Consider the following 25,718-nt stretch of genomic DNA (forward strand, 5'->3'; position numbering starts at 1 on the left):
TACATGAAAAAATCTACTTTTCTATTAGTATTGGTGGCAGCGTTAGGTTATTTCGTAGATGCATATGACTTGATTCTGTTTGTTGTACTACGTCATAGCAGTCTAACCGAATTAGGTGTAGCAGGAAATAATAATACGAGTATAGGTTTATGGCTTTTTAACGTTCAGATGATTGGCTTATTGTTGGGCGGCATCTTTTTTGGCGTTCTGGGCGATAAAAAAGGCCGTCTCTCTGTTCTCTTTGGTTCCATTGTTCTTTATTCAGTGGCTACCATAATTAACGGATTTGTAACCGACATTTATACGTATGGCGCATTAAGATTTTTAGCAGGCATTGGTCTTGCGGGCGAATTAGGCGCAGGTATTACCATTGTGGCAGAAACCATGCCTAAAGAAAAACGAGGATATGGAACCATGATTATGGCATCTGTAGGAGCCTTTGGCGCCGTTGTGGCGGCTCTGGTAGGCGATGCCTTCTACTGGCGCACCGCCTACTTTATTGGAGGAGGAATGGGTCTGCTTTTGCTGCTATTGAGAATTGGCACCTTTGAATCAAAAATGTTTAAACATGCTGAGACGTTGAACGTGTCAAGAGGAGATTTTCTGAGCCTGTTTACAAAAAAAGACCGTTTCAGACGCTATATAGCCTGTATGTTTATTGGTTTTCCGATTTTCTTTATTGTGAGCATTCTGATGCAGCTGGCACCTGAAGTAGCCAAGGCATTGGGTATACAGGGCAAAGTTACCGCAGGCCAAGCCGTTATGTTCGTATATATAGGGCTAACTTGCGGAGACCTGATCAGCGGGTATGTAAGCCAGTTGCTACGCAACAGAAGAAAAACCATCTTTATTTTTCAGGCGGTATGCCTGTGTATGTGCCTCATTTATCTCAACCTATGGGGTGCCAGTAATACTGCTATTTTTGTAATGTGCGTACTCATGGGCACAGCCTCCGGCTATTGGATTGTACTTATTACTATGGCAGCTGAGCAATTTGGCACTAATATGAGAGCTACAGTAGCAACCACGATACCTAATTTTGCCCGTGGTGGCGCGGTACCCATCTCAATCTGCCATCAATATCTGACTGAAGCCTTGGATGGCGACCTCATAACCAGTGCCACCATTATTGGTATTGTTTGCTTCGGAGCAGCATTTATAGCCAATGCCACCCTGAAAGAAACCTTTGCCAAAGACCTTGACTTTGTTGAATAACAATTATCAGCTTTTTAATACCGCCCAGAACAATAATAGCCAGCCGGCAATCATAAGCGTACCACCGATAGGTGCAATGGCGCCAAATGTCTTTATACCGGTAAAGCATATCAGGTAAAGTGAGCCACTGAAAACAAGCGCCCCCCCTAAAAAACAATAGCCACTATAAGCCAGATTTTTAGAGGCAATTTCTTTTGCCAGAAAACCCACCAAAACCAATGCAAGTGCATGATAAAACTGATATTTAACCGCTGTTTCAAAAGTATCCAGCCTGCCGCTTGCAGTTAATTTGTCTTTTAAAGCATGCGCGCCAAAAGCGCCCAGGGCCACACCCACTGCTCCCAGCAAGGCTCCTGCCTGTAAAAAGAATTTATTCATAATGTTATTTGTTTTCTTGTTTGGTATAATTCTACAAAAATAGCATGGCAATATCTATAAAAATGCACAAAGCCAAACTTCTTTTGCAGAAATGAATTTTATATATCAATAATTAGTTGTATATACATATAATGTATTTGTATATACAACATTGCAAGTAATTAGCTACTGAAAAATGAATTTACAGGAATTAAAAAACATATCAGCGGGCTTTAAGCTGACAGAAAAAATGCCTGCTATTTTTATTGGTCACGGAAATCCGATGAACGCACTGGCTGACAACAGTTTTACTGATAGCCTGCATACACTTGGCGAAAACATTGAACGCCCAAGGGCAATTCTGGTTGTATCTGCCCATTGGCTTACCATGAACCGCACCTATGTATCTGTTAACCCGGCACCGCATACCATTTATGACTTCGGCGGGTTTCCGCAGCAATTGTATAATGTTAAATATGAGCCCAAAGGAGCGCCTGCGGTAGCCCGAGAAGTAATTAGTGAGGTGAAGTCTATTGGTATACTGGAAGAACATAAGATGGGCCTTGACCACGGCGCATGGACGGTTCTGCGACATATTTATCCGGATGCCGATATTCCAACTTTTCAGATGAGTATCGATTTCTCTAAACCACCCCAATTTCATTTTGAACTTGCCAGAGAATTACGGAGTTTGAGAAACCGGGGCGTGATGATTCTGGCCAGTGGCAATATTGTACACAACCTGCGCCAGATTAACTGGGGTGGCGACACCGCCCAACCTTACGACTGGGCATTGGAGTTTGACACCATGGTAAAAAATAAGCTAGATAACCGCCAATTAGCTGAACTGGCCGATTTTAAGTCTTTTGGCGCTTTAGGGCAAATAGCGCATCCAAGCAATGACCACTACCTGCCGGTACTTTATACAGCAGGACTGATTAACACAGATGAGCCAATAAAATACCTGTATGAAGGCTTTGATATGGGCAGTATTAGTATGAGGTGTTTTCAGGCAGGGTAAATACGGTTGCCGAAAATCCTGCTGCCTACACGAATCATTGTGCTACCCTCTTCAATGGCAATTGGGTAGTCGCCGCTCATTCCCATTGAAATGGTTTGAAGGTACGGATGCGCTGAAAGCAGGGAAGCCTGAAAAGATTTCAGTTTCCTGAATTCTTTTCGCACCTGCTGCTCATCATCAGTAAAGGTACTCATGCCCATAAGGCCAATTATGTTTACGTTCAAAAAAGTTTTCAGCGCTTCAGAATCCAGTATTTCACTGCACTCCGCTTCTGTCATACCACTTTTTGTATCTTCTTCTGCAATGTAAATCTGAAGCAGGCAGTTAATTACCCTGTTATGCTTAGCTGCCTGCTTGTTTATTTCCTGCAATAGTTTGAAACTATCTACAGAGTGAATCAGGCTTACAAAAGGCGCTATATATTTTACTTTATTAGATTGCAGATGCCCTATAAAATGCCATTCAATGTCTTTTGGCATTTGCTCGTATTTATCAGCAAGTTCCTGCACGTAGTTTTCGCCGAAACGCTTAAATCCGGCATCGTAAGCCTGCATTAACGCATCAACAGGCTTTGTTTTTGATACAGCAACGAGCGTAACTCCTTTGCCTGTAATCTCATTTTCTATTAACTTTATGTTCTCAGCAACCGACATACCTTAAGAATTCTGTTCCCAGATTTTAACCAGATTAATAATTACTTCTGCGGCCTTTTCCATATCCTGTACCGACACCCACTCCAGTTTTGAATGAAAAGCGTGTTCACCAGCAAAAATATTCGGGCAAGGCAAACCCATAAAAGATAACCTTGAGCCGTCTGTTCCGCCTCTAATGCTTCTAAGCTCGGGTTTTATTCCTGCCCGGCTTATGGCTTCAAGTGCATACTCAACCACTGTGGGATAATTCACCAGCACCTCTTTCATATTTCGGTATTGCTCAATTATTGTAACCTCAGCATTCGAGTTTGGATAACTTTTTAATACTTCATTAACTATATTTTTTAAATAAGCCTCTTTTTCGTGTAGCCCCTCAACTTTAAAATCTCTGATGATAAAATCAAGTTTTACCTGCTCCTGAATACCCGATACCTGCGTTGGGTGGATAAACCCTTGGTAGCCATCGGTGGTTTCAGGCGATAACGAGTCTTTTGGTAAAGCAGCCAGAATATCGGCTGCAATCTTTAAGGCATTTTCCAACTTGCCTTTGGCAAAGCCTGGGTGAGTACTAACCCCATTGATAGTGATACTCACGGCATCTGCAGAAAACGTTTCATCTTCCAGCGTTCCCAGCGTTTCTCCGTCCATGGTATAGGCAAAATCAGCACCCAGCTTCTGCAAATCAACTTTTTCAGTGCCTCTGCCCACTTCCTCGTCGGGGGTAAACAAAATCTTAATGGCACCATGTTTTATTTCAGGATGCTGCACCAGGTATTCGGCAGCAGCCATAATTTCGGCAACCCCGGCTTTATTATCAGCACCCAGCAGCGTAGTGCCACTGGCAGTGATGATATCTTTACCTATCTGTTGTTGAAGATCCGGATGCTCTGATACCCTGATAACCTGAGAAGGGTCATCAGGAAGCACAATATCGCGCCCGTCCCACTTTTCATGCACCAGAGGTTTTACCCCAAACCCGCTGCAATCAGGCGATGTATCTACATGAGAACAAAAACAGATAACCGGTACATGTTTAGCTGAATTGGCAGGAATAGTTGCATATACATATCCCCATTCATCCAGATGTGCATCTGCAATACCCATCGCCTTCAGTTCTTCAACCAGCAGGCGGCTTAAGTCTTTCTGCTTTGCCGTAGATGGATTGGTTTCTGAGTTAGGGTCTGACTGCGTGTCAATCTGCACATACCTCAAAAATCTGTCTTTAACATGAAAGGAATTGCCAATATTTGCCGTCATAAAAAATGTTATTGCCGTTAAGAAATAGTTAAATTTCAGCCTTATTAGCTGTTCAATATTGTCTGTAAATCGGCAGGAGAATAGTTAATATTCTTCAATGTTTTATCATCTCCTTTCCGGTAAACCAGATACTTACCCTCCTTTTCTTTGTAGTAAGATTCCACACCTTTTTCTTCAGCATAAAACTTCATAGTTGCCTCTGCCTCTTCAATTGTGGTGCAGGCTTTGCTCATGTTAGAACGCTGCACCTCATCAAACAAAGCCCGGAATTTATTGCCTAATCCAAACTCCAGAATAGCCCCTGCTAAAACGTATTGAATATCGGCCAAAGCGTCTGCAACTGCCACAATATCCTTTTCTTCAATGGCTTCTTCCAGTTCTTTCAGTTCTTCGGCAATTAATGAAACCCGTAAATCGCAGCGTTGTTTAGAGGGTATCTGAGGAGTTTCAAGAATAGGGTGCTGAAATGTACGGTGGAAATCGGCTACCTGATTAAGACAATCAATTGCTTGCATAAAAGTAGGTTGAAATTTATTTTTTTTGTGTATAATAATTTTTTTAATCTGAAGGTTTATTAGCTTTGCATATCTATTCGAAGAAAAGCAATATAGATTTTCGTTTTATTGAATGTTGGAATTTTTCCAGCCGTAAAATAAATAATACGAAATACTGATTTGCAAAGTTGAGCAAATTTCAATAATATTGCTACGTATCTGAAGTCAAATTATCAAAACCCACTTAAATCATGAACAAATTTTATAGACTTCTTTCTGTCGTAACACTGGCTTTATCTGTTGCTTTATGGTCATGTAAAGGAGATCAAGGTCCACAAGGTCCGGCTGGCCCTCAAGGCCCAACAGGCGCTACCGGGGCTACAGGTCCTACTGGTTCAACAGGCCCTACCGGTCCAACTGGTGCAACGGGTGCAACTGGTAATGCCAACGTGAAAGGAGGTGATTTTAACGCAATTGCCGCTAGTTGGAGAACAATTGATGTACCTGGTCTTGGAAAAGATGGTAATGGCACAGTTGGTGCTTACCAAATTTCAGACACCAGAATCTCAGCTAATTCATTTGTTGTCGTTTATGCCAGTGTTGGTAATATAAACTATGCCTTACCAAGAGTTTTGACCAGATCATCTGATGGCGCAACTGAACAATACAATTTCAGCTATGAAACCGGTAAACTTAATGTTTATTTCTATGCCACTTCTCCATCTGGTGCAGTAAGCTATAGCCCACTACAAGATATTAAATTCTCTTATGTTATTATAGAGAAAACTTTGTTGGCGTCAATGAAACAATCAGGCGTTGATTTAAACAGTTTTGATGCCGTTAATAGCTACATCCAAAGCCATTGATTTAATCTTTTTTCGGTCGCAATTTTAATGCCAGCCTGACAGATTAACAAAAAAGCCTCCGCATGGGAGGCTTTTTTGTTTTGTTTTTGTTATGTACGAGTATCCGCATAAAATTATGTTAAAACTATTCGCATTTATCACTATTCAACTACTGAGCTTTTCAGCTTATGCACAATTACTTAATGATGCAGACGCCAAGCAATTGATAACAAAAGGGCTTGACAAGCTCTACAATTACAATTTCAAGGACGCTGATGCTTATTTTCAGAAGGTAAAATCAAAATATCCAAATCACCCTGTAGCTCCGCTTTTGAGCGCTATTCAGGTGCAGTGGCAGAATCTGCCCCTTGAAAAAAATCCTAAAGCAGTAGGCACTTACATGTCTTTGCTTGAAAAATGCCAGAAAGCAGCAGAACCCATGCTGGGAGATGCCAATAAAAAGGCCGAAGCCACGTTTTTTCTGCTGGCAGCACATGGATATACGGCTTTGGCCTACACCTACAGAAAAGAACCAATAAAAGCTGCCAATGAAGCCCGCAAAGCCTATGGCTATATGAAAGACGGCTTTAAACTCACAGAGCATAACCCTGAGTTTTATTTTACTACCGGCCTGTATAATTATTACAGGATTCAGTACCCCGATACACACCCTATGGTAAAACCGTTGGTTATTTTCTTTGAAAATGGCAATAAGCGCACTGGTCTGAATCAACTGGAACAGGCAATTCAAAAATCTGTTTTTTCAAGGATAGAGGCCGCCTATTATTATATGCACGTGTGCCTTAAATATGAGCTCAATTATAACAAAGGGCTGGTTTATGCCGACTGGCTACACGACAAATACCCTGAAAACCCTGTTTACCTCATGCGCTACACCGAAGCGCTAATAATGACCGGTAAATTTGATGAGGCTACTCCTAAAATTGGTGTGCTACATAAAATTAACGGCCCGGTTTACCAGCTTGCCGCCCATCTTTTTGAGGCCACTATTGCAGAAAAATCAAAAAGGAATGATAAGCTGGCGCTGGATTTATATAATCAGGTACTTAAGTATGAACCTGACGAACGCTACACCAAAGATTATTACGCGATGGCTTATCTTGGCATTGGCCGAATTGCCGACCGAGCCGGCAATAAAAAAAGAGCCGACGAAATGTATAAAAAGGCGCTGGAATATGCCGAAAACAAAGGCGTAGTTACCGAAGCAAAGAAGAATCTGGAGAGATAATTTTCCGGATTCTTTTAATTTTTTGCAGGCTTCTTATCTATAGATTTCATTCAAAAATAATTGTCTGATACATCTTTCCATTAAACTTTACAAAAGCTTAACCGACTTACAATCAATCATTTTTCTGCACAATAACTATTGCTGTAATGCTTAAAAAGTAAACAACACTAGTTATGCTTTGTTGATTATTGAGCCATTGCTGCACACATTAAATTTTAAAAAACAACGCAACCCAATTTTCTGATTGTCCGTAAAGGCTGTAGTTACCGCGTATTTCAAACTAAAAAAATTATGCTTGCTATGGAACAAACGCAATTAACAAGAGGACAGTTTTTACAAAAGCTCGGCTTGAGCAGTGGCGCACTAATGGCTTTTTATTGCATGGGCACAGGTCTTACTTCCTGCTTAAGCTCTGGCGGAGATGACCCAAAACCCGGTGGCACCAATACCCCCGGCACCGGCTCTGGTACTACCAGTGGTGCTGTTAAGGGTACAACCTCAGGTGCAGGTATCGATTTTACGATTGATTTAACTAATGCCGATTACAGCAAGTTAAAAACATCAGGAGAATTTGGCTACGTGGCCAATATAATCATCGCCAATACCGGGTCTGGTTATGTGGCATTATCTAAATTATGTACGCATCAGGGCTCTACCATATCTTACAGAAACGACTCTAAAGACTTTAGATGCCCAACTCATGGTTCTGAATTTAATCAGGACGGCACAGTTAAACTATCTCCGGCAACACAATCATTACAGGTATTTAAAACCGAATTGCAAAACAGCGGAAATACACTTAGGGTATCGGCTTAATTTACATTTGCGCTATATGTGTTTCTTATAAATGACGATTTATGTGTTTCGAATAGAGAAAGAGTTTTGTTAAAAGGAGGGCCTCATCGCCCTCCACTCTTTAGATTTCACTCAATTTTAAAATGATATGAAAAGATTCTTCCTCGCTTTGTTTTTAGCTTTTGGGTTATCAGAAGTAACAGCACAAGTAACAGATGCTGACAGCCTGCTTGCCGGACTAGATACAAAAGCTGAACAAAACCAATTGCTACCAGAGAAAATGATACTTTCTCAGCGAATTTTCTGGGGTCAGAATGGACTGCTCAGAAAAGCGCACATTGCCCCTGCATTGACACCCGAAAACCGGGCAAAAGAATTAAAAGTGAGAAGAACAATGCTAAAATTACATCAGGCAATGGGTATAATAACGGCCGCTGGCATGCTGGCACAAGGTATTCTGGGGGCGAGGCTTTATAACGCAACCGGCGATAATTATACCAGAATTAAAAGTGCGCATGAAGCCATGGCCACCGGTATAAACATAGCTTATGGCACCACTGCGCTCATGGCCTTTACGGCACCGCCCGGCATGCTTAACCGTAAAGGAATCAGTAACATGAAAGTACACCGTTACCTGTCATACATACACCTTACAGGAATGATAACCACCAATATACTGGCCGATAAAATTGGTGACAATTACAAACTGAAGCCTTATCATCGTGCGGCGGCTTATACTACTTTCGGCGCATATTTTGCTGCAATGGCAGTGCTGAAATTTGAATTCTGAAATCCATTACTTTTACATTTTTACAGAAATGAAAACCAAAACTAATATATTATTCTGCCTTTTGTTAATAGTTAATTCGGCATTTTTGCCCAAAGCAGATAACAAAAAATTAATGGCAGATAAAAAAGCATCAACAGTTACCTATGCCATGAGCCACCCTGCTCATGACTGGGAAGGAACCAGCAAAGATGTAAACGCTGTAATTGTGTATGACGATGCCACCAAAAGCATAAGCCAGGTAGCTGTTTCACTGAAAGTTGACTCTTTTGACAGCGGCAATGCTAACCGCGATTCTCATGCCATTGAGGTGCTTGAAGGGCTTAAGTTTCCAAAAGTAACGTTTAGCAGCAACAAAATCAGAGCTAGTAATAACACAATTACGGCAGAGGGGAATCTTTCATTTCATGGGGTTACAAAGCCTGTAACAATGACCGTAATACGGACCGAAAGCGGCAACCGCCTGGAACTAAACGGAAAATTTGATATCCTTTTAAGTGATTTCAATATTGATAGGCCTTCATTGTTTGGTATCAAAACCAAAGATGAGGTCAAACTAAGCTTTAAGGTTATTTTTTCGCTTTGAATAAGAACAATCAATTATTTTTCCACTTCAGGGTTTCAAGCAGATGATTGCAATCTGCCTTCATGTAATCAATTACAGGGCGTAATGAATCATTTCTGGTGGCTGTCTTGAGGTACACCACACCTCTCAGATAATGGTTGGTAGTATCAGTAACAAAAAACTGATAATGACTGGGTACTTCACCCTCCAGTTCAAATATAATAACCTTTTTACCCGCCTTGGTGGTCATTACTTTGTCGGCAATTGAATAGGCTTTTTTATCATGATGAAACGCCAGCCGTGCAGCATCTGCCATCATATTCTGCAAACGCCGGGGATCGTTTTTTACAGGCTTGTAGGTAAACTGTATGCGGGTATCAAGCTTAGGATAATACAGAATTATCCAGTGAGGCTCGGCACGGCTGTGCGTGTCCTTCTGCACTATAGCTGCTTTTGAGTACTCAAAAGTATAAGGATGGTCTTCTGTAAGGGATTGATACTGATGCGGAGGCAGGTCCAGACGGTTGAAACCCGTAGGTTTGGGCAGAAAATCAGACTTGTTTTTCTGGCATGCCACTACAACACCCGCCAGAAAAACAAGTACCGTAAACCTTAGAAGGGTTGATCTCAATGTCATTCTTTGCAATGATTAATATAAATATACGCCGGTTTTTGTGTTATCGCTCAACACTACCTGAATATGCTCATTAAGTGTAGTTGAAAGCGAATACCCCACGTAATCGGCAGCAATTGGATAACGCGGATGATTCCGGTCTACCACAACAGCTACCTGAATTTTTTTCAGCGGAATACTCAGAAACGGACGAAGGCTGTAGGCGAGTGTCCGGCCTGTATTTAACACATCATCACATAGAACGACATTTTTATTCCTGAAAGTATCTACATCACTCTCTATCTTGATATCCGGCTGCGAAACAGCCTCTTTATCTACACTTACTTTGGCAATATCTACCTTCAGAGAAGAAATCTGTTTTAATTCAGATACCAGCAATTGCGCAAAATGAAAACCTTCGCCATCAATACCGGCGATGATTACTTCCGACTCATCAAAATTTTGTTCATAAATCTGATAAGCAATACGACGTATTTTCTGATGGGTTTCAGTACTATTCAATAATTGACTTGACATAATTAGCTTCTATTAAAAACCCTGGGGCGCTTCATTTTCTGGTTTGCCGGGTAGTTTTATGCAAAACAAACCTGTTACAAAGATACTTAAAACTTGCAAAAAAATAACTTTTGGCGCGGGCAATACAAACGCAGCAAATGCGGTATTCCAGTTATTGTATCTGTCTGTGGCTGCTGATTTGGTTCAATTAATATGAAATGATAAAATAATGCCAAAGGTTCTGCTATTATCCATGCCTTTTTCTATTTTTGCACTTCATTTATAAGTTTCAATAAAAAACAATGATAGTTAAGACAAAGAAATTTGCATTAGATAAAAAAGATTACGTAAGTATTGCTTTTAAGCGTCATATGCGTCAGGGTTGGAAATGGCTGTTGATTCCTGCGGCAGTAGTAATTTTAGGATTAGTTTTGCACTTCACAGGCTCTTATAAAAACTGGTGGATACCGGTTGTGGCGGTTGTTGGTGGAGGCTTATATGTTTTGTTCTGGTATGCACAGTTTTATGCGGCCTCGCAGATGGAGCAAAACAAACAGATGTTTGATAAATTTATGTATGAAATAGACAGTCGCCAGATTCTGGTAAAGCTCAACCAAAAAGAAGGCGGCATTATGAAGTGGGAAAGTATCCAGTCGGCTGAAAAAACTGAAGACTCGTTTCTGCTCATTATAGGTAAAGGGCAGTTTCTACGTTTCCCTTTCAATGTTTTCAACAGTGAGCATGACCTTAAATTGTTTGAGTCTATTCTGAAAAGAAAAGATTTACTTCCGGCATAAACAAGAAACCCTCGCACTTGCGAGGGTTTTTCATTATAACTGTATCTGTCTGATTACCTTTTCAAATTCTGCCAGGTGTTCATCAGTAAAATCAAGGTGAGTTACAAACCGCACCAGATGCTTCCCGAAGGTAACACAGCCCAGATTTTTCTCTTTAGCTTTACTAACAAACGCTGTTGCCAGAACAGATTCCGGTAACCTGAAAATTACAATATTTGTATCAATAGGATAAATTTCCTCTACATAAGGTAACCCTTTCAGAATATCGCCAATCTTTCTGGCCCGGGCATGGTCATCTTTCAGCCGGTTCACATGGTTATCGAGCGCATAAATCCCTGCGGCTGCCAGAAAACCAGCCTGTCGCCAGCCGCCACCTAACACTTTACGAAACCGACGCGCTTTTTTTATAAAATCTTTTTTGCCTACTAATAAAGACCCCACAGGGCACCCCAAACCTTTCGACAGGCAAATACTGATAGAATCAAACAGCTGCCCGTAGGTAAGGGTTGGCTCAGCAGTTTCAACCAATGCGTTGAAAAGTCTGGCTCCATCCAGATGCAGAGGCAATTGATTTTTATTACATACTTCTCTGATTGCCTCAATGTCAGACAATCGATAATAACACCCTCCACCCTTATTCATGGTGTTTTCTAAAGAAACCAGGCGAGTTACCGGTTGATGAATATCTTCAGGATTATTAATGGCGTCAAGTACCTGTTGGGCATTGATGCGTCCTTTGTCGCCTTCCAGCAGTTTTACAGATGAGAAAGAATTAAGCGCTACCCCCCCACCCTCATATAAATAGATATGAGACATTTTGTCGCAGATTACCTCGCTGCCGGGCTGTGTATGCACCTTTATAGCCAACTGGTTGGTCATGGTACCTGAAGCACAAAACAAAGCAGCTTCCATACCGAACATGGAGGCGGCTTTCTGCTCCAACGCTGTTACGGTTGGGTCATCACCAAAAACATCGTCTCCTACTTCTGCCATAAACATGGCTTCTTTCATACCCTGTGTGGGCTTCGTAACGGTGTCGCTTCTTAAATCAATAAACATAATTTATATAAACCTGATTTTTTATTTCCTAATAAGTGCGTAGAACAGATTGCTAATCTGTTATTTGCTGAACCACACAATAGCTGAATACTCTGTCTTAATTAGCAACGCAAGGTAGTATTTTTTGGTGTATCGAACCGCTTTCATCGATGGCAAGATTCAATAAAATTGCCCTGCATTACTAAATTACAGGTTCAAATAGCTTTTTGCTACTGTATTACATTTGCTTTGTGTACCCAATACACGAAAAGAAAACGTATTTTCTTTGTAAAAGTCTCATTTTTTAAGAAATTTTACGTTAGCTTAGAAAAAACTATACCTCTTACTATGGCAGTTTACAACTTAACAGTTAACAACAAAAAAGTTAAAGTGGATGTCGAGCCAGACATGCCCTTACTTTGGGTAATCCGTGACTTTGTTGGATTAAAAGGAACCAAATTTGGCTGTGGTATGGCCATGTGTGGTGCCTGCACTGTTCATCTCAATGGACAGCCGATTCGTTCATGCCAGACTCCCATCTCCAGTGTAACTAAAAATGCTAAAATAACAACCATTGAAGGTGTTGGCGAAGTACAACTTCATGCCATACAGCAAGCCTGGATTGAAGAACAGGTACCTCAATGCGGTTATTGTCAGTCTGGTCAGATTATGTCGGCAGTAGCGCTGCTAAAAACAACGCCTAAACCAACCGACGAAGAGATTGATATGGCCATGAGTGGTAATTTGTGCCGCTGTGGTACGTATGACCGTATCCGTAAAGCCATTCATAAGGCTTCAGACAGCATTAATAGCGGAGCAAGGGTTGGCGGAGGAAAATAACCGGAATAATTACGACAGAAAACTATGAAAAATACTTCAACTACTCGACGTGACTTTATAAAAGCCACGGGTTTAACCACCTTTGGGCTGGTATTGGGCGTTTCTACGTTTGCCAAAGACGCAGTGGTAAAGAAAATAACACCGGCAGTTTTAAGCCTGGAAATTAACCCATTTATAATTATAGATACCGCCGGCAATATTACTTTGGTTAATCCGCGCCCTGATATGGGTCAGGGTTCAACACAGGCGGTGCCGTCTCTTTTGGCCGAAGAACTGGAAGTAAGTCTCGATAAAGTCAAAATTGTACAGAGCGATGGAAAAGGCAAGTATGGCGACCAGACATCAGGCGGAAGCAGTTCGGTAAGAGCTTTGTGGCAACCCCTCCGTAAAGCAGGAGCAGCGGCTCGCGAAATGCTGACACAGACTGCTGCCAGGCGCTGGAATGTTTCTACTACCGAATGCTACGCACAAGACGGCAGAATATTACTAAAAGGAAGCGATAAAAGCTTTACCTATGGTGAACTGGCCGATGATGCTTCGAAGCTGGAGATACCGAAAGACCCAAAACTAAAAGAGGCAAAAGACTTTAAGATAATTGGCAAATATAATAAACGCCTGGATGTGCCTGAACGCGTTACCGGCAAGGCTGTTTATGGATTAGATGTTGACATACCCGGCATGGTATATGCCGCTATAGTGCATTCGCCGATGCTTCATGGTAAAATTGTTTCGGTAAATGACGCCGATACAAAAAAAATACCCGGAGTTTTGCAGGTAGTAAAAACCGAACGCCCCATGCCTCACCGCAAATCAGAGGCGGTGGCAGTTATAGCTACCAACTGGTGGGCTGCGCTGAAAGGCAAAAAGGCGTTGAATGTGCAATGGGAGAACGGTAACTACGACAAAACCCTGAGTACCCAAAAATATTTTGAAGATACCTACGCAGCAGCTAAAAAAGAGGGCATCAATTACGAAGAGAAAGGAGATTTTGCAGCCAAATATACATCAGCTAAACAAAAACTGGAAGCCAATTACGAAACGCCTTTTCTGGCACATGCCCCAATTGAGCCAGAAAACGCCATAGTGCATGTAAAAGATGATGGCTCAATTGAGATTTGGGCTCCGGTGCAAGGACCCGACTGGGCGCTGCGTGATGTTTGCGGTTATATGAAAGTAAAGCCGGAGCAGGTAAAAATTAACGTTACTTTGCTGGGTGGGGCTTTTGGCAGAAAAGCCTATCATGATTTCCTTCTGGAGGCCTGCCACCTTTCGAAAGAATTAAAAAAACCGGTAAAAGTTATCTGGACGCGTGAAGATGATATTACACAGGGGCCATATCGCCCGGGTATGCTTAGCCACATGCAAGGGTTTGTAGAAAATGGAAAAATTACCGGTTTTCATCACCATGCCATTGGAGAATCTATTGTAGGCCAGGTATTTAAAGGCCTGAAAGCAGATGAAGCCGACCCCTGGTTAAGTGGCGAAATAAGCACTGAAAACAACAAATATAATTTTGAAACAGCCTCTAAAGTAAGCTGGACAAACGTAAAAACCGAAATACCTGTTGTATGGTGGCGCTCTGTTTATGCTTCTAACTTTGGTTGGGGCCAGGAGTGCTTTATTGATGAACTGGCGCATCTGGCAGGTAAAGACCCGCTGGAGGCACGTATGGAAATTCTGACCGACGAGCGTTTCAGAAAAGTGCTTGAAACCCTGGCAGACAAAGCCAGATGGAAAGAGAAACTACCTGAAGGGCAAGCCAAAGGCATGGCGGTTTTCCGCTCATTTGATAGCATATCTGCCGCTTGTATTACTGTAAGCAAGCAAGGCAATGGCATAAAAATAGACAAAGTGGTGTCGGTCATTGACTGCGGCCATTATGTAAACCCCGACAACGTGAAGGCGCAAACTGAAGGTAATATTGTAATGGGTCTGACAGCAGCTATTAAAGATGGCATTACGTTCACGAATGGTGTATGTGACCAGACTAATTACCACCAGTACAATATTTTACGGATGAACGAGACCCCTAAAATGGAAATCCATATCATTGACAGCGGAGCTAATCCGGGCGGTGTTGGCGAACCAGGATTGCCTCCTATTGCTCCGGCCTTAGGCAATGCTATCTTTGCAGCGACGGGCAAGCGTGTACGCAAACTACCATTTGATATTACCAACATTGCCTAGTTCATTTCAGGAGCAGAAGTCAAACTCTGCTCCTTTTTTTATATACTGCATGTCAACACCACTCATTAATCATATCAAAAGATTCATCGATTTAGATGAGTATCAAGAACAAAAACTACTTGCCGGTATACAAAAGCAATCTGTAAAAAAGAAAGAATATCTACTGAAAGAAGGGCAGGTTTGCAAGGCCAATTATTTTGTAGAAAAGGGCTGTTTAAGAATATTCTTTATTGGTGAAAAAGGAGAGGAACAGACCACCTATTTCGCTATTGAAAACTGGTGGATAAGCGACTACGCCAGTTTGCTCAGCCAGGCTCCGTCCTCATTCTATATCCAGGCAGTTGAAACTACCGATATAGCTGTCTTTCCTTACGTCCATCTGGAATCGCTTGCGCAAGACATTCCGCAAATTGAGCGGTACTTCCGTATACTTATGCAAAAAGCCTACGGAGCATCTCAGCAGCGTATTAAATATTTGTATAGTTTCTCAAGAGAAGAAATGTACAGGCATTTTCTGAAAAATTACCCGCACTTCGTTAATCGCATTCCACAATATATGCTGGCCTCTTTTCTGGGTTTTACCCCTGAATACCTCAGCGAAATACGCAAAAAAAAGATATAGCGCTACATTTCTTAAACCTGTTTAAGTTTTTTCCGGCGCCTGCTTATGACCTTTGTTTACATTAAAACACAAACAAAATGAGCAACAGAATCAATATCCTTCAGGTTGAACCAACCGCCTACAAAGCCATGATGGGCCTTGAAGCTTATCTGCAAAGTACTCAGGTAAGCAAAAGCCTTAAGCACCTGATTAAAATTAAAACCTCTATAATAAACGGCTGTGCCTACTGCGTAAATATGCATACCAGAGAAGCACGTAAAGACGGTGAAACCGAGCAACGCATTTATTTATTGAGCGCCTGGCGGGAAACCACTATTTATACGGAAGAAGAAAGAACAGCACTGGCACTAACCGAAGAAGTAACAATGATTCAGAACCATGTTTCAAACGAAACCTACCTGAAAGCAGAACGCCTGTTCGGACCAAATCTACTGGCGCAGATAATCATGGTTATTGTAACCATCAACGCCTGGAACCGCATAGCTATTACTACCGAATTGCCTTTAGACTAATAAGGCGGCCCAAAGAAAAGTCGTAAGAACTCATCAATCTTGCGACTTTTCTTTTTTTGCTTTTCAACATTTATTACTTTTGCTGAAACAAAAAGGAAATGGTGTCTTCCTAACTGAACCGCCCTAAAAAGCTGATGGCGCCTGATTATAAATGTTTTACCATTTAATCAGGACAGGTATGTCTAATAAAAATCAATCACTACGAATTTCGCTCCGCATACGTCTGTTTTTCAGACAATTTCCGGCCACGCCTTACTTACTTAAATGGCTTTTCATAAGCTTGGTAACAAGTACATGTATTGGTATTGCCTCTGCTGTATTCCTGCTCTCGCTCGATTGGGTTACCCATTTCAGAGAAACACACCTGTGGCTCATTGCCCTGTTACCCATTGGGGGGTTTGGTATAGGCTGGCTAAACATGCACTACGGTAAAAATATAGAAGCAGGCAATAACCTATTGATAGACACCATCCACCAGCCGCAGGGAATCATTCCCTTGAGGATGGCTCCGTTTGTTTATCTGGGCACAATGGTTACCCATCTTCTCGGAGGCTCTGCCGGCAGAGAAGGCACAGCCCTGCAAATGGCCGGTGCTATTGCTGACCAGTTCAGCAAGCCATTCAGGCTCAAAGAAAGCGAAAGGCGCATCCTGATTATCTCGGCCATAGCAGCCGGATTCGGTTCTGTTTTTGGTACGCCACTGGCAGGTGCGGTATTTGGTCTGGAGTTTTTCCGGATAGGCAAAATAAGATATGACGCCCTGCTGCCTGCTTTTTTGTCGGCTATCATTGCTGACCTCGTAACGCGTCTTTGTGGTGCGCATCATACGCTTTACGCCATAGGGCCGGTACCTGTTATAGCAGCAATGCCTGTTATTTACGCCATTATAGCAGGGGTTGCCGCAGGTTTGTGCGCCGCCACATTCAGCCGAACGATTCATTATGTAAACAACCTCTTTAAAACATTTATTAGTTATGCACCTTTAAGGCCTTTGGCTGGCGGCGCTATAGTTGCACTAGCCATTTGGCTAATGGGCACAACCAAATACATTGGTTTAGGGATACCCACCATTGCCGAGGCTTTCCATGCACAATTACCGCCCTACGATTTTGCACTGAAAATGATATTTACCATTGTAACCCTGGCTGCAGGGTTTAAAGGCGGTGAGGTAACACCTTTGTTCTTTATTGGTGCAACACTTGGCAATGCGTTATCATACTTTATTCCGCTGCCAATGGGTTTGCTGGCAGGCATGGGCTTTGTGGCTGTTTTTGCAGGGGCAACCAATACTCCGCTGGCCTGTATGCTGATGGGCATAGAATTGTTTGGCGCAGAATGCGGCATTTATGTAGCTATTGCCTGCGTTGTGGCTTATTTGTTTTCAGGAAATACCACAATTTACCGGAAACAAATGATTGGCGAACCAAAACATAGTAAATTTGCAAATTATAAAGGGAAACGCATTAGTGAATTATAAGCGCATTATTTAGAAAAAAAACATGGCTTTAGAAATAGAAAGAAAGTATCTGGTTCAGACTGATAAATGGTATTGTCTTGAGAAAAACGCCGGACAACTCTTCAGGCAGGGGTATATCTTAAAAACGCCTGAAAAAACCATTCGGGTAAGGTTAACAGAACAAACTGCGTATATGACCATTAAAGGAGCAACTACCGGCATGACCCGCACAGAGTTTGAATATGAAATTCCGAAAGATGATGCCACTGCCTTGCTCGACAATTTTGCCGAAACCGAACTTTCTAAAATTAGACACGAAGTGATACATGCTGGTAAAACATGGGAAGTAGACGTGTTTTTAGGAGAAAATGAAGGCCTTATTGTGGCTGAAATTGAACTTAACAGTGAAGATGAAAGTTTTGAGATACCCGAGTGGATTGGCGCCGAGGTAACCGGAATTGAACAATACTATAATTCAAGGCTCTCAGAATGGCCCTATAAAAAATGGTAATATGAACGAAAAAAGACTTATACGTGAAGAAGAAAAAGAACTGATTCATTTTTTGTTATTGCAATTGAATCTAAACCCGGCAGACTACCCTTATGATGAGTACGTAGATGATTATGAAGGAGGTATAATGGGCAGCATTAGCCTGGGTGGTGATGTAAACGGCTATGCCGGCGACCTGATTCAGGTTGAATATACCGATGCAGACGGCACACCGGTTGTGATAACGCTTACCCATGACCATCAGCACAGGTTGTTGGATCTGGACTTCTGGAAAGTTGATTTTTCTAAGCTGATTGAATACCCCACGCCTGATAAAGTAACTGTCAGAACTGCTGAGTAAATGTTTAAGAAAAAACCGCGCTCCGGTTATATTTGTTTTTGTAGGCAATAGGCGATAGCCCCGTTACTTTTTTAAATGTACTTCTGAACGCCTTATTGTCAGTATAGCCCACATCATACATCACCTCATTGATGTTCTTTCTGCTGGTTTCAAGACGTTTTTTGGCAGCTTCCATTTTCACCCTTTGTATATACTCCATTACTGTATTGTTGGTAGCTTTCTTAAAACGGCGCTCCAGGCTGCGGCGGCCAATAGCAAACATATCAGCCAGTAAATCAAGTGTAATTTTTTCTTCAAAGTTCTTCTCTATAAACTCCTGTGCCTTTTTTACAGCATCGTCTTCATGATCTTTCTGCCCGTTAAAAATCATAAAGGAAGCCTGGCTGTCTCGGTCAATATCTATGGCAAAATATTTAGATATTTTTATTGCCATGTGACGACCTGTAAACTTTTCAATCAAGTGTAGAAGCAGATTCCAATATGAAGTAGCGCCACCGCTTGAATACAAGCCCTGGTCTTCTGTTATTATTTTATCGTCAACCAATTCTACATCCGGAAACATATTTCTGAAATCATTGGCAGCTACCCAATGAGTAGAGCATCTTCTGCCATTCAGTAAACCGGTTGATGCCAGCAAAAATGCACCTACACAAAGACTGATAACCTCGGCACCGCTTTCATACTGTTTTACAATCCAGGGCAGTAAACCCTGGTTTTCATTCAGCGCCTGCATCATGTCTCCGGCCAGTGCGGGCACAAATACTACATCTGTATGCTCCACCTCCTCTATGGTAGCATCAGTATGTACGGTAAAAACGTGGTCATGCAGTTTCACCTCTCTGGTAAGGCCAACAAGCTGAACCTGAAAAGCCGGAGGTTTACCATCTGCCTGAAGAAACTGATTGGCCGTAGTAAAAACAAGGCGTGGGTCGTTTACACTTGCCAAAACGGCACTTTCAGGAACCAGAATACTGATTTTTTTCATAGAATTAAAGTAGAAAGAATGGCGGGTTCAACCCTGTTTTTGTCGTTTTCAACCCACATCAAAAATAATAAATACTCCTAATTTTGTAAGCATCAACGCAATATTTTATACAATGAACCCAATTGAAGTTTCCAACACCAAAAGCCTGATTAAGGTAAAAGATGCCTGTATTGACGATTCAACGTTTGAAAGTGTGAGCCTGGCGAATGTTACTTTCATTGATGTAAACCTGACAGGCATTAAAATTGCCAATGCCAACATGACCGGCATTGAAATTAAAGATGCTCAATTAGGCGGCGCTTACATACATGGCATTGGCTTACCACCCGAAGACCACCCAGACTTTACACCAGGGGCCACACAGCAGCCAATTACTTTTGAAGATTGCTATCTTGGTGGAAGCACACTTACCAATTGTAACCTCACAAATGTTGTAATTAAGGATTGCGATTTGAAAGGTATGACCATTAACGGCATTGCCGTTGAATCTTTATTAAATTCTTACAAAAAAGGCCATTAATAAAGCAGTATCTTTAAAATGATTTTATTCAATGACCATAACCGACATTTAAGCACCTTTTACAAGATGGCAAAGAAGCAATCTGACCCTGAAAAAGTAATTGAGTTTATGACTCAACTCAGGCATCCACTGAAAAAAGAAATAGAGGCAGTCAGAGATATTATTAAAAACACTGACACCAGAATATCAGAACGCATAAAGTGGGCAGCACCCAGCTACTATTACAAAGAAGACCTGGTAACTTTCAACCATCGTGCTCAGGATTGCGTACATCTTATTTTCCATCATCCAAATATAGAAAAAATCAATTCGCCGATACTGGAAGGCAACTTTGTGTCTCGCCGTATGACTTACCTGCGCAATATGGATGAAATAATGGCCCAAAAGACAGAAATTGAAAGAATAATGAAACAACTAATTGCCTATCTTGAAGAAGAATAAGATTGTTTTATTTTTGTTTAGTTGGCCTGGAATTTCTCACGGTAAGCCGTTGGTGTCATACCCACTATCTTTCTGAATATCCTTCTGAAGGCCTTCGGGTCATTATAACCCGAGCTAAAAATCACCTCTCCCATGTGTTGATTAGTCTGTTCAAGTAGTTTTTTGGCCGCTTCAATTCGTATTTGCTGCAGGTATTCAATAGGCGGTATGCCTGTTATTTGTTTAAAACGCCTCAAAACGTTTCTTCTGCTTGAGGGTATATCTTTTATCAGTTCTTCAATGGTTTCAGCTTCCTGGTAATTTGACTCAATTTTTTGCTGTACCATTGCCACCAGGGTATCGTTATGGTTGCGCAAAGGCTGAAAAGTACTGAAATAAGATTGCCGTTGCCTGTCCATATCGATAGCAAAAATCTTGGCAATTTTAACAGCCACATCTCTGTTGCAGTATTGCTGAACCAGGTAAAGCAACAGATGAAAAGTAGAGGTAGACCCACCACTGGTATACAAGCGGCCATCTTGTGTTACGGTTTTGTCGCCCCGCAGTATAACCTCCGGAAACGCCGCAGAAAACGCAGGACAGGCATCAACGTGTGTAGTAGCCACCTTCCCGTTAAGCAAACCACTGGCTGCCAGCAGAAATACACCCGTACAAAAAGTGGCAATTCTGGCACCTTTTTGAAACTGCCCATTGAGCCAGGGCAGATACGCTCTGTTTTTGCCTATGGTAAACTGCATATTGTCGGTACTGAATGCAGGCACAAGAATTAAGTCAACAATGCTACTGTTGTCTGCTTTGCTGACAGCATGCCCATGAAAAACCTCTAAAACAGGCTGATGTGCATCGGCTACCTGAAACAGGTTTATTTCAAATGGCAGTGGTTTCTGCGCTACCTCATAAACCTTATTAGCAGCTTCAAAAACGTCTAATATAGCTGCAACACTTAATAGCCGGTAATCGTTGGGTATTAATATACCTATGCGTATCATAGTCTTTTTTTGTAAAAATAAGAAAAAAATGTCTCAAACACCCCCCACAAATGACTTTTTTAGCACCCCGGGAATCAATAAATGTTCCTTAGCTTTGTTGTGTAATTTTTTAAAACTATAAAACCCGACTATGAAAGTAATAAGCAAATCTATTGAAATAGCAGCACCAAAAGAGAGAATCTGGGATGTGCTGCTGAAGGATAAATACGGCAGAATCTGGATGGATATATTCAGCCCGGGGTCTCATGCACTTACCGACTGGGAGTTGGGCAGTAAAGTAATATTTACTGATGGTTCTGGTGGAGGTATCTTTGGCCGGATTATTATGAAAGAACCATATAAAATCATTTCTGTTGAATATGACGGGCTTTTGAAAAACAACCTGGAAGATACCACAAGCGAAGAAGCAAAACCCTGGATAGGCACACACGAAACTTACAAACTCACTGAAAAGGAAAACAAAACTTTGCTGGAAATTGAGTCTGACATGATTGATGATTACTATGATATGATGGCAGAACATTGGGATAAAGCCCTGCTAAAAATTGAAGAATTGGCAATAAGTGCATAAACGAAATGGTAAAAACAATGGTTGAGGTTTTTAAAACAAATATTAAGGAAAGAACACAGGCAAGGGCAATTTTTGAGATTTTGTCGAAACATTTTCCGTATTTTAAAATTAATTTTGATTTGGAGGACTGCGACAAAATACTGAGAATTGAAGGTGAAGGGATATCTAACGAACGGATTATCAGCCTTATTACTACCAATGGATATTACTGCCAGATACTTGAATAAGAGAAAGCATTTATGAACTTTAAAGATTTTTTTTTGAAGTTTGTTTCTTAATGCTTACTTTTGCACCACAAAACCACAACGGTTTTAGGGCCTATAGCTCATTCGGTTAGAGCAACTGACTCATAATCAGTAGGTGCCTGGTTCGATCCCAGGTGGGCCCACCAACAGCAAAAAAGCTACACTTACGGTGTAGCTTTTTTGCTGTAATCTATTTGCTTATGCTTCCAGGTCATACACCAGTAATGGTATATCTGTTTTACCTATAATTTCTTTTGATTTACTCGGATTCACTAACTGAGATAAAAAGTTATGATGGTGCCTTGCTATAACCAGTAAATCTGCATCGGTTTTATGTGCCGCCTGCAGAAGACCTTCGCTTACTAAAGAAGCATCTACGATTTCGTACGAGAAATGCTGTTCAGCAAAACTTTCCTTTATATCAGCCAGCATTTGTTTATCATCCTGAATATCAGGCTCAAAAGCAACATTGATTTTAGTGAGCGTTACTCTGGCTTTTAGTTGGTTAGCAAAAGCAAAAACCTTGGCCAGCACTTCTTTTTCATCGCTCTCCAGTTCGGTTCCGTAAATAATGCTTTTAATGAAAGGCTTATGGCTGGCTGCAGGAACAATCAAAACCGGGATACTCGTATTTTTTACTATGTCTGAGGCACTGCTTCCGATGAGTCTTTCAAAGAAAGAACTTTCATGGTTTCTGCCAACCACAATAAGGTCTGCCCCTACTTCCTCGGCATAACCTGAAACACCCGAAGAAACACTACCAATTATCAACTTACTTGAAGTTTTTAAGGTTTTGTTCGGTATTGAGGCCAGTGTTTCAGCCAATCGGGTTTCATAGATTTGAATCATTTCCTCCTGTAGCGATACCGGCGCTATGCTATCATAAGGCATGTTTGGGTCGGTAGACACGATAGGAAAATACACGTGCACCAGAGCCAATTCGGCTTCAAACTGCTCTGCCAGATACGTTGCATAGGCAAAGGCATCTTCTGAGCTGCTCTGAAAATCTGTTGCTACTACTATTTTTTTCATGACGATTATTCGTTTATTTACTTTTATTAAAAGTAGTAAAAAATAACATACTACCCGTGTATGCAATATTAACTATCAATAAAATTTCTTGCTGATATTTCATATTTTTGCGCCCAAACTAAAAAAAACATTCTTTAAGAAGTAATAGTAGTACTGGCGATGAGTACCGACAGATTAATCAGCTCTGAAATCGAGCATTTCTATACCCAAACATCAGAAGAAGCCCGCCTTCAATTAGGTCTGGGGCCTCTGGAGTTTGAACGCAACAAAGAACTGCTAAAGCGTTATATACCAAATGCAGGCACCATAGTAGATGTAGGCGGAGGGCCTGGGGCCTACTCAGAATGGCTTGCGGGTCTTGGTTACCAGGTGCATCTGATAGACCCGGTGCCGAAGCATATCAAGCAGGCAAATAAGAAGGCAGCCAGCCTCAAAAAGCCTTTTAAAGCGTATCTGGGCGAAGCAAGAAAATTGCCATTTGCCAATGAGTTTGCCGATGTGGTTATTCTCCACGGACCGTTGTATCATTTACAGAAACGAGAAGACCGGATTGCTGCTATTCAGGAAGCAGGGAGGGTCTTGAAAAAAAAAGGCATAATACTGGGCTTTGCCATTAATTATGCGGCGTCTACCATTGCAGGCCTATTGAATGGTTTTATGCACGAACCCGGATTTATGGATATGTGTCGGCAGGAATTACTGTCAGGGATACACACCCCACCTGAAAGCATGCCTGGCTCTTTAGCGGAGGCATTCTATCATCGCTCGGACCAACTGTTGCAGGAATTTAGAGACTCCGGCCTTGAAACGATTGACATACACGCAGTTGAAGGCATTGTATGGCTTGATAAAAAATACTTTGAAAACAGAGCTGACCCGGCAAAAAAAAATGCATTGATGGAATTGTTGAAAATAACAGAAAATGACCGCTCATTGTTGGCATTGAGCCCCCACATGATGCTGGCAGCCCGGAAACCCTGACAACTGCACCTATTTAAAGAAAAATTAATAAATACAGCATTTTTAATTTTGTTCAATTGATTGTCTTATATTTGGGAGCATCATATTAAAAGTTATAGACAAAAATGCCCAACATTAATAATTTCAGAGCTTTCTTAACTAAACAACAAAAAGACGAGCCTACCTTCTCATTGAGTGGAATAGAAGAAAAACTTGAATTGCCCGACTTATTGCTCCAACACTTTGTAAAAGGCAGAAAAGACCTGGGCGAACATACCGATAAAGTAATTGAATTCTTCGCGTCAATTGGTTATGACGATAACGCAGAATATTAATTATTAAAAATAATTTTGTCTCACTAACTATTTCTTTCCGGGCGTTCTATTGTTTTTCTGAACTGAAGAGGCGTTATACCTTCATATTTCTTAAAAACCCTGCTAAAATAAGACTGATCAAGCAACCCGACCTCGACGGCAATCTCACTGATTGAAAGACCACTCTGGTATAAAAGCACTTTTGCTTCCAGCACAATGGCTTCATCTATCCATCGGGTAGGCGTTTTACCTGTTGCCATTCTTACTGATTTATTGAGGTGATTGGCCGTTATGTTTAATAACTCAGCATATTCGCTTACCAGATGCTTGTTTTTCAGGTGTGTAAAAAGCAATTCTCTGAATTGGTTGGCTATTTGCCACGTTTTTGTTTGTGGCTCCTGATTGTTATTGCCATATTCGGTTTTTAACTCTTGCAATAAAGCAAGCAGGTATGCCTGAATAATGCTTCTGTTCTGTAAACCGTCTTTCTGGTATCCTTTAAGAAGCCTGCCCAGCAAATTGTTTACAAAAACCGATGTTTCAGCATTCAGGCTTATTTTTGGGTTGCTCCATCCCGTAAGAAACTCAAATTCACGTAGCGATGCACTTTTATAGACACTGCCCGCAAAGATGTCGTGATTAAAATTAACCAGATACCCCTGGTTAATATCTATTTTATCAAATGAAAAAACCTGCCCTGCGGCTACTATCAGGCACTGGTCTTTTACAATTTTATAAGTCTCGCTTCCAATACGCATAACTGCCTCCCCTTCCGTCAGATAGATAAAGGTGTGGTTTTCTACCCTGCCGGGAGGAACCGGAAGCCTCATTAGCCTTATTAGTTCTTCCACACGCACAATAAAGAACTTCTCAGAGCCTGCCATTAGCATGGACCTCAGTTGCTCATTATTCTTCATGAAGTTTCTATTGTAAAGCTCGGCGCTGAAAGACTTTATCTGACGATTTAAGGCCAATTTGCTATGGTTTAATA

General features: G+C 41.5%; 32 protein-coding genes, 1 tRNA gene and 1 riboswitch. Of the genes, 22 read left to right on the plus strand and 11 right to left on the minus strand.

The genetic code is table 11. The features are described 5' to 3' along the window. The first annotated feature begins 3 nt into the window (after positions 1-3). Positions 4-1,215, plus strand: coding sequence for an MFS transporter (locus C0V77_RS05865; RefSeq protein ID WP_101725388.1), 1,212 nt, complete (start codon positions 4-6; stop codon positions 1,213-1,215). A gap of 6 nt (positions 1,216-1,221) precedes the next feature. Here C0V77_RS05865 and C0V77_RS05870 read toward each other — a convergent pair whose 3' ends face one another. After that, positions 1,222-1,593, minus strand: a complete 372-nt coding sequence (locus C0V77_RS05870) for a DUF423 domain-containing protein (protein ID WP_101725389.1) — start codon at positions 1,591-1,593, stop codon at positions 1,222-1,224. A 175-nt stretch (positions 1,594-1,768) separates the two neighbouring features. Here C0V77_RS05870 and ygiD point away from each other — a divergent pair, with 175 nt between their 5' ends. Further along, entirely contained in the window at positions 1,769-2,593 is an 825-nt protein-coding gene (ygiD, locus tag C0V77_RS05875; protein WP_101725390.1) for a 4,5-DOPA dioxygenase extradiol, read from the plus strand. Here the strand turns inward: ygiD and C0V77_RS05880 are convergent. From C0V77_RS05880 to C0V77_RS05890, 3 genes are read right to left on the minus strand one after another with little or no spacing between them, the layout of a single operon-like run. Beyond that, entirely contained in the window at positions 2,581-3,246 is a 666-nt protein-coding gene (locus tag C0V77_RS05880; RefSeq protein WP_101725391.1) for a YggS family pyridoxal phosphate-dependent enzyme, read from the minus strand. The two genes, ygiD and C0V77_RS05880, sit on opposite strands and share 13 nt — an antisense overlap. Before the next feature lie 3 nt (positions 3,247-3,249). Next, on the minus strand, positions 3,250-4,503 hold the full coding sequence (gene pepT, locus C0V77_RS05885; protein WP_101725392.1) for a peptidase T: 1,254 nt from the start codon (positions 4,501-4,503) through the stop codon (positions 3,250-3,252). A 44-nt stretch (positions 4,504-4,547) separates the two neighbouring features. Further along, positions 4,548-5,018, minus strand: coding sequence for a nucleoside triphosphate pyrophosphohydrolase family protein (locus C0V77_RS05890; protein ID WP_101725393.1), 471 nt, complete (start codon positions 5,016-5,018; stop codon positions 4,548-4,550). 230 nt (positions 5,019-5,248) lie between these two features. Between C0V77_RS05890 and C0V77_RS23275 the strand changes: the two genes are divergently transcribed. The 5 genes from C0V77_RS23275 to C0V77_RS05915 all read left to right on the plus strand — a co-directional run bounded on the left by C0V77_RS23275 (position 5,249) and on the right by C0V77_RS05915 (position 9,259). After that, positions 5,249-5,863 (plus strand): collagen-like protein, encoded by a 615-nt coding sequence (locus tag C0V77_RS23275; RefSeq protein WP_101725394.1) that lies wholly within the window; start codon positions 5,249-5,251, stop codon positions 5,861-5,863. A gap of 115 nt (positions 5,864-5,978) precedes the next feature. Further along, positions 5,979-7,091: a M48 family metallopeptidase gene (locus tag C0V77_RS05900; RefSeq protein WP_143706015.1), complete on the plus strand. Its 1,113-nt coding sequence runs from the start codon at positions 5,979-5,981 to the stop codon at positions 7,089-7,091. A gap of 300 nt (positions 7,092-7,391) precedes the next feature. Then, the gene (locus C0V77_RS05905; RefSeq protein ID WP_101725511.1) at positions 7,392-7,907 is read left to right on the plus strand and encodes a ubiquinol-cytochrome c reductase iron-sulfur subunit; all 516 of its coding nucleotides are present in this window, start codon (positions 7,392-7,394) and stop codon (positions 7,905-7,907) included. Between the two features lie 127 nt (positions 7,908-8,034). After that, entirely contained in the window at positions 8,035-8,676 is a 642-nt protein-coding gene (locus C0V77_RS05910; RefSeq protein WP_101725396.1) for a hypothetical protein, read from the plus strand. A gap of 28 nt (positions 8,677-8,704) precedes the next feature. After that, positions 8,705-9,259 (plus strand): YceI family protein, encoded by a 555-nt coding sequence (locus C0V77_RS05915; protein WP_101725512.1) that lies wholly within the window; start codon positions 8,705-8,707, stop codon positions 9,257-9,259. Positions 9,260-9,269: 10 nt separating this feature from the next. On the opposite strand, the gene gldD is transcribed toward C0V77_RS05915, so the two are convergent. Then, the gene (gene gldD / locus C0V77_RS05920; RefSeq protein WP_101725397.1) at positions 9,270-9,875 is read right to left on the minus strand and encodes a gliding motility lipoprotein GldD; all 606 of its coding nucleotides are present in this window, start codon (positions 9,873-9,875) and stop codon (positions 9,270-9,272) included. Positions 9,876-9,887: 12 nt separating this feature from the next. Next, a complete protein-coding gene (locus C0V77_RS05925) occupies positions 9,888-10,388 on the minus strand; it encodes a phosphoribosyltransferase family protein (protein ID WP_101725398.1) in 501 nt (166 codons plus the stop codon). 281 nt (positions 10,389-10,669) lie between these two features. On the opposite strand from C0V77_RS05925, the gene C0V77_RS05930 reads away from it, so the two are divergent. Then, positions 10,670-11,164: a YcxB family protein gene (locus C0V77_RS05930; protein WP_101725399.1), complete on the plus strand. Its 495-nt coding sequence runs from the start codon at positions 10,670-10,672 to the stop codon at positions 11,162-11,164. 33 nt (positions 11,165-11,197) lie between these two features. Here C0V77_RS05930 and C0V77_RS05935 read toward each other — a convergent pair whose 3' ends face one another. Then, the gene (locus C0V77_RS05935) at positions 11,198-12,223 is read right to left on the minus strand and encodes a low specificity L-threonine aldolase (RefSeq protein ID WP_101725400.1); all 1,026 of its coding nucleotides are present in this window, start codon (positions 12,221-12,223) and stop codon (positions 11,198-11,200) included. Positions 12,224-12,550: 327 nt separating this feature from the next. Here C0V77_RS05935 and C0V77_RS05940 point away from each other — a divergent pair, with 327 nt between their 5' ends. The 7 genes from C0V77_RS05940 to C0V77_RS05970 all read left to right on the plus strand — a co-directional run bounded on the left by C0V77_RS05940 (position 12,551) and on the right by C0V77_RS05970 (position 18,670). After that, entirely contained in the window at positions 12,551-13,042 is a 492-nt protein-coding gene (locus C0V77_RS05940) for a (2Fe-2S)-binding protein (RefSeq protein WP_101725401.1), read from the plus strand. A gap of 24 nt (positions 13,043-13,066) precedes the next feature. Beyond that, positions 13,067-15,229, plus strand: a complete 2,163-nt coding sequence (locus tag C0V77_RS05945; RefSeq protein ID WP_101725402.1) for a molybdopterin cofactor-binding domain-containing protein — start codon at positions 13,067-13,069, stop codon at positions 15,227-15,229. A gap of 49 nt (positions 15,230-15,278) precedes the next feature. Next, positions 15,279-15,851, plus strand: a complete 573-nt coding sequence (locus C0V77_RS05950) for a Crp/Fnr family transcriptional regulator (protein ID WP_101725403.1) — start codon at positions 15,279-15,281, stop codon at positions 15,849-15,851. Between the two features lie 77 nt (positions 15,852-15,928). Beyond that, positions 15,929-16,363 (plus strand): carboxymuconolactone decarboxylase family protein, encoded by a 435-nt coding sequence (locus tag C0V77_RS05955; RefSeq protein ID WP_101725404.1) that lies wholly within the window; start codon positions 15,929-15,931, stop codon positions 16,361-16,363. A gap of 85 nt (positions 16,364-16,448) precedes the next feature. After that, positions 16,449-16,514, plus strand: a riboswitch (Fluoride riboswitch). Positions 16,515-16,541: 27 nt separating this feature from the next. Next, positions 16,542-17,840: a voltage-gated chloride channel family protein gene (locus C0V77_RS05960; protein WP_101725405.1), complete on the plus strand. Its 1,299-nt coding sequence runs from the start codon at positions 16,542-16,544 to the stop codon at positions 17,838-17,840. A gap of 22 nt (positions 17,841-17,862) precedes the next feature. Beyond that, positions 17,863-18,330, plus strand: coding sequence for a CYTH domain-containing protein (locus C0V77_RS05965; RefSeq protein ID WP_101725406.1), 468 nt, complete (start codon positions 17,863-17,865; stop codon positions 18,328-18,330). 1 nt (position 18,331) lies between these two features. Then, positions 18,332-18,670, plus strand: a complete 339-nt coding sequence (locus C0V77_RS05970) for a DUF6984 family protein (protein ID WP_101725407.1) — start codon at positions 18,332-18,334, stop codon at positions 18,668-18,670. A gap of 4 nt (positions 18,671-18,674) precedes the next feature. Here the strand turns inward: C0V77_RS05970 and C0V77_RS05975 are convergent, their stop codons facing one another. After that, positions 18,675-19,655: a GlxA family transcriptional regulator gene (locus C0V77_RS05975; RefSeq protein ID WP_101725408.1), complete on the minus strand. Its 981-nt coding sequence runs from the start codon at positions 19,653-19,655 to the stop codon at positions 18,675-18,677. Between the two features lie 112 nt (positions 19,656-19,767). Between C0V77_RS05975 and C0V77_RS05980 the strand changes: the two genes are divergently transcribed. After that, positions 19,768-20,175 (plus strand): pentapeptide repeat-containing protein, encoded by a 408-nt coding sequence (locus C0V77_RS05980; RefSeq protein WP_101725409.1) that lies wholly within the window; start codon positions 19,768-19,770, stop codon positions 20,173-20,175. A gap of 66 nt (positions 20,176-20,241) precedes the next feature. After that, the gene (locus tag C0V77_RS05985; RefSeq protein WP_158237888.1) at positions 20,242-20,616 is read left to right on the plus strand and encodes a DUF1801 domain-containing protein; all 375 of its coding nucleotides are present in this window, start codon (positions 20,242-20,244) and stop codon (positions 20,614-20,616) included. A 17-nt stretch (positions 20,617-20,633) separates the two neighbouring features. Here C0V77_RS05985 and C0V77_RS05990 read toward each other — a convergent pair whose 3' ends face one another. Next, the gene (locus C0V77_RS05990; RefSeq protein ID WP_101725411.1) at positions 20,634-21,605 is read right to left on the minus strand and encodes a GlxA family transcriptional regulator; all 972 of its coding nucleotides are present in this window, start codon (positions 21,603-21,605) and stop codon (positions 20,634-20,636) included. A gap of 130 nt (positions 21,606-21,735) precedes the next feature. On the opposite strand from C0V77_RS05990, the gene C0V77_RS05995 reads away from it, so the two are divergent. The 3 genes from C0V77_RS05995 (at position 21,736) to C0V77_RS06005 (ending at position 22,567) form a co-directional block, all read left to right on the plus strand. Further along, positions 21,736-22,176 carry an SRPBCC domain-containing protein gene (locus tag C0V77_RS05995; RefSeq protein WP_101725412.1) on the plus strand — a complete coding sequence of 147 codons (441 nt, stop codon included), beginning with the start codon at positions 21,736-21,738 and terminating at the stop codon, positions 22,174-22,176. Positions 22,177-22,181: 5 nt separating this feature from the next. Continuing rightward, positions 22,182-22,403: a hypothetical protein gene (locus tag C0V77_RS06000; RefSeq protein WP_229236208.1), complete on the plus strand. Its 222-nt coding sequence runs from the start codon at positions 22,182-22,184 to the stop codon at positions 22,401-22,403. Between the two features lie 87 nt (positions 22,404-22,490). After that, a tRNA-Ile gene (locus C0V77_RS06005) sits at positions 22,491-22,567 on the plus strand. 52 nt (positions 22,568-22,619) lie between these two features. Here C0V77_RS06005 and C0V77_RS06010 read toward each other — a convergent pair. Further along, complete coding sequence (locus tag C0V77_RS06010) at positions 22,620-23,453, minus strand: universal stress protein (RefSeq protein ID WP_101725413.1); 834 nt, start codon at positions 23,451-23,453, stop codon at positions 22,620-22,622. A gap of 159 nt (positions 23,454-23,612) precedes the next feature. Here C0V77_RS06010 and C0V77_RS06015 point away from each other — a divergent pair, with 159 nt between their 5' ends. Next, positions 23,613-24,434, plus strand: a complete 822-nt coding sequence (locus tag C0V77_RS06015; RefSeq protein WP_101725414.1) for a bifunctional 2-polyprenyl-6-hydroxyphenol methylase/3-demethylubiquinol 3-O-methyltransferase UbiG — start codon at positions 23,613-23,615, stop codon at positions 24,432-24,434. A 104-nt stretch (positions 24,435-24,538) separates the two neighbouring features. Beyond that, positions 24,539-24,748, plus strand: coding sequence for a hypothetical protein (locus C0V77_RS06020; protein WP_101725415.1), 210 nt, complete (start codon positions 24,539-24,541; stop codon positions 24,746-24,748). Between the two features lie 23 nt (positions 24,749-24,771). Here C0V77_RS06020 and C0V77_RS06025 read toward each other — a convergent pair whose 3' ends face one another. Further along, positions 24,772-25,701: an AraC family transcriptional regulator gene (locus tag C0V77_RS06025; RefSeq protein WP_143706016.1), complete on the minus strand. Its 930-nt coding sequence runs from the start codon at positions 25,699-25,701 to the stop codon at positions 24,772-24,774. Between the last annotated feature and the right edge of the window lie 17 nt (positions 25,702-25,718).

Origin of the sequence: Emticicia sp. TH156 (assembly GCF_002855535.1) — a bacterium.
Lineage (GTDB): Bacteria > Bacteroidota > Bacteroidia > Cytophagales > Spirosomataceae > Emticicia > Emticicia fluvialis.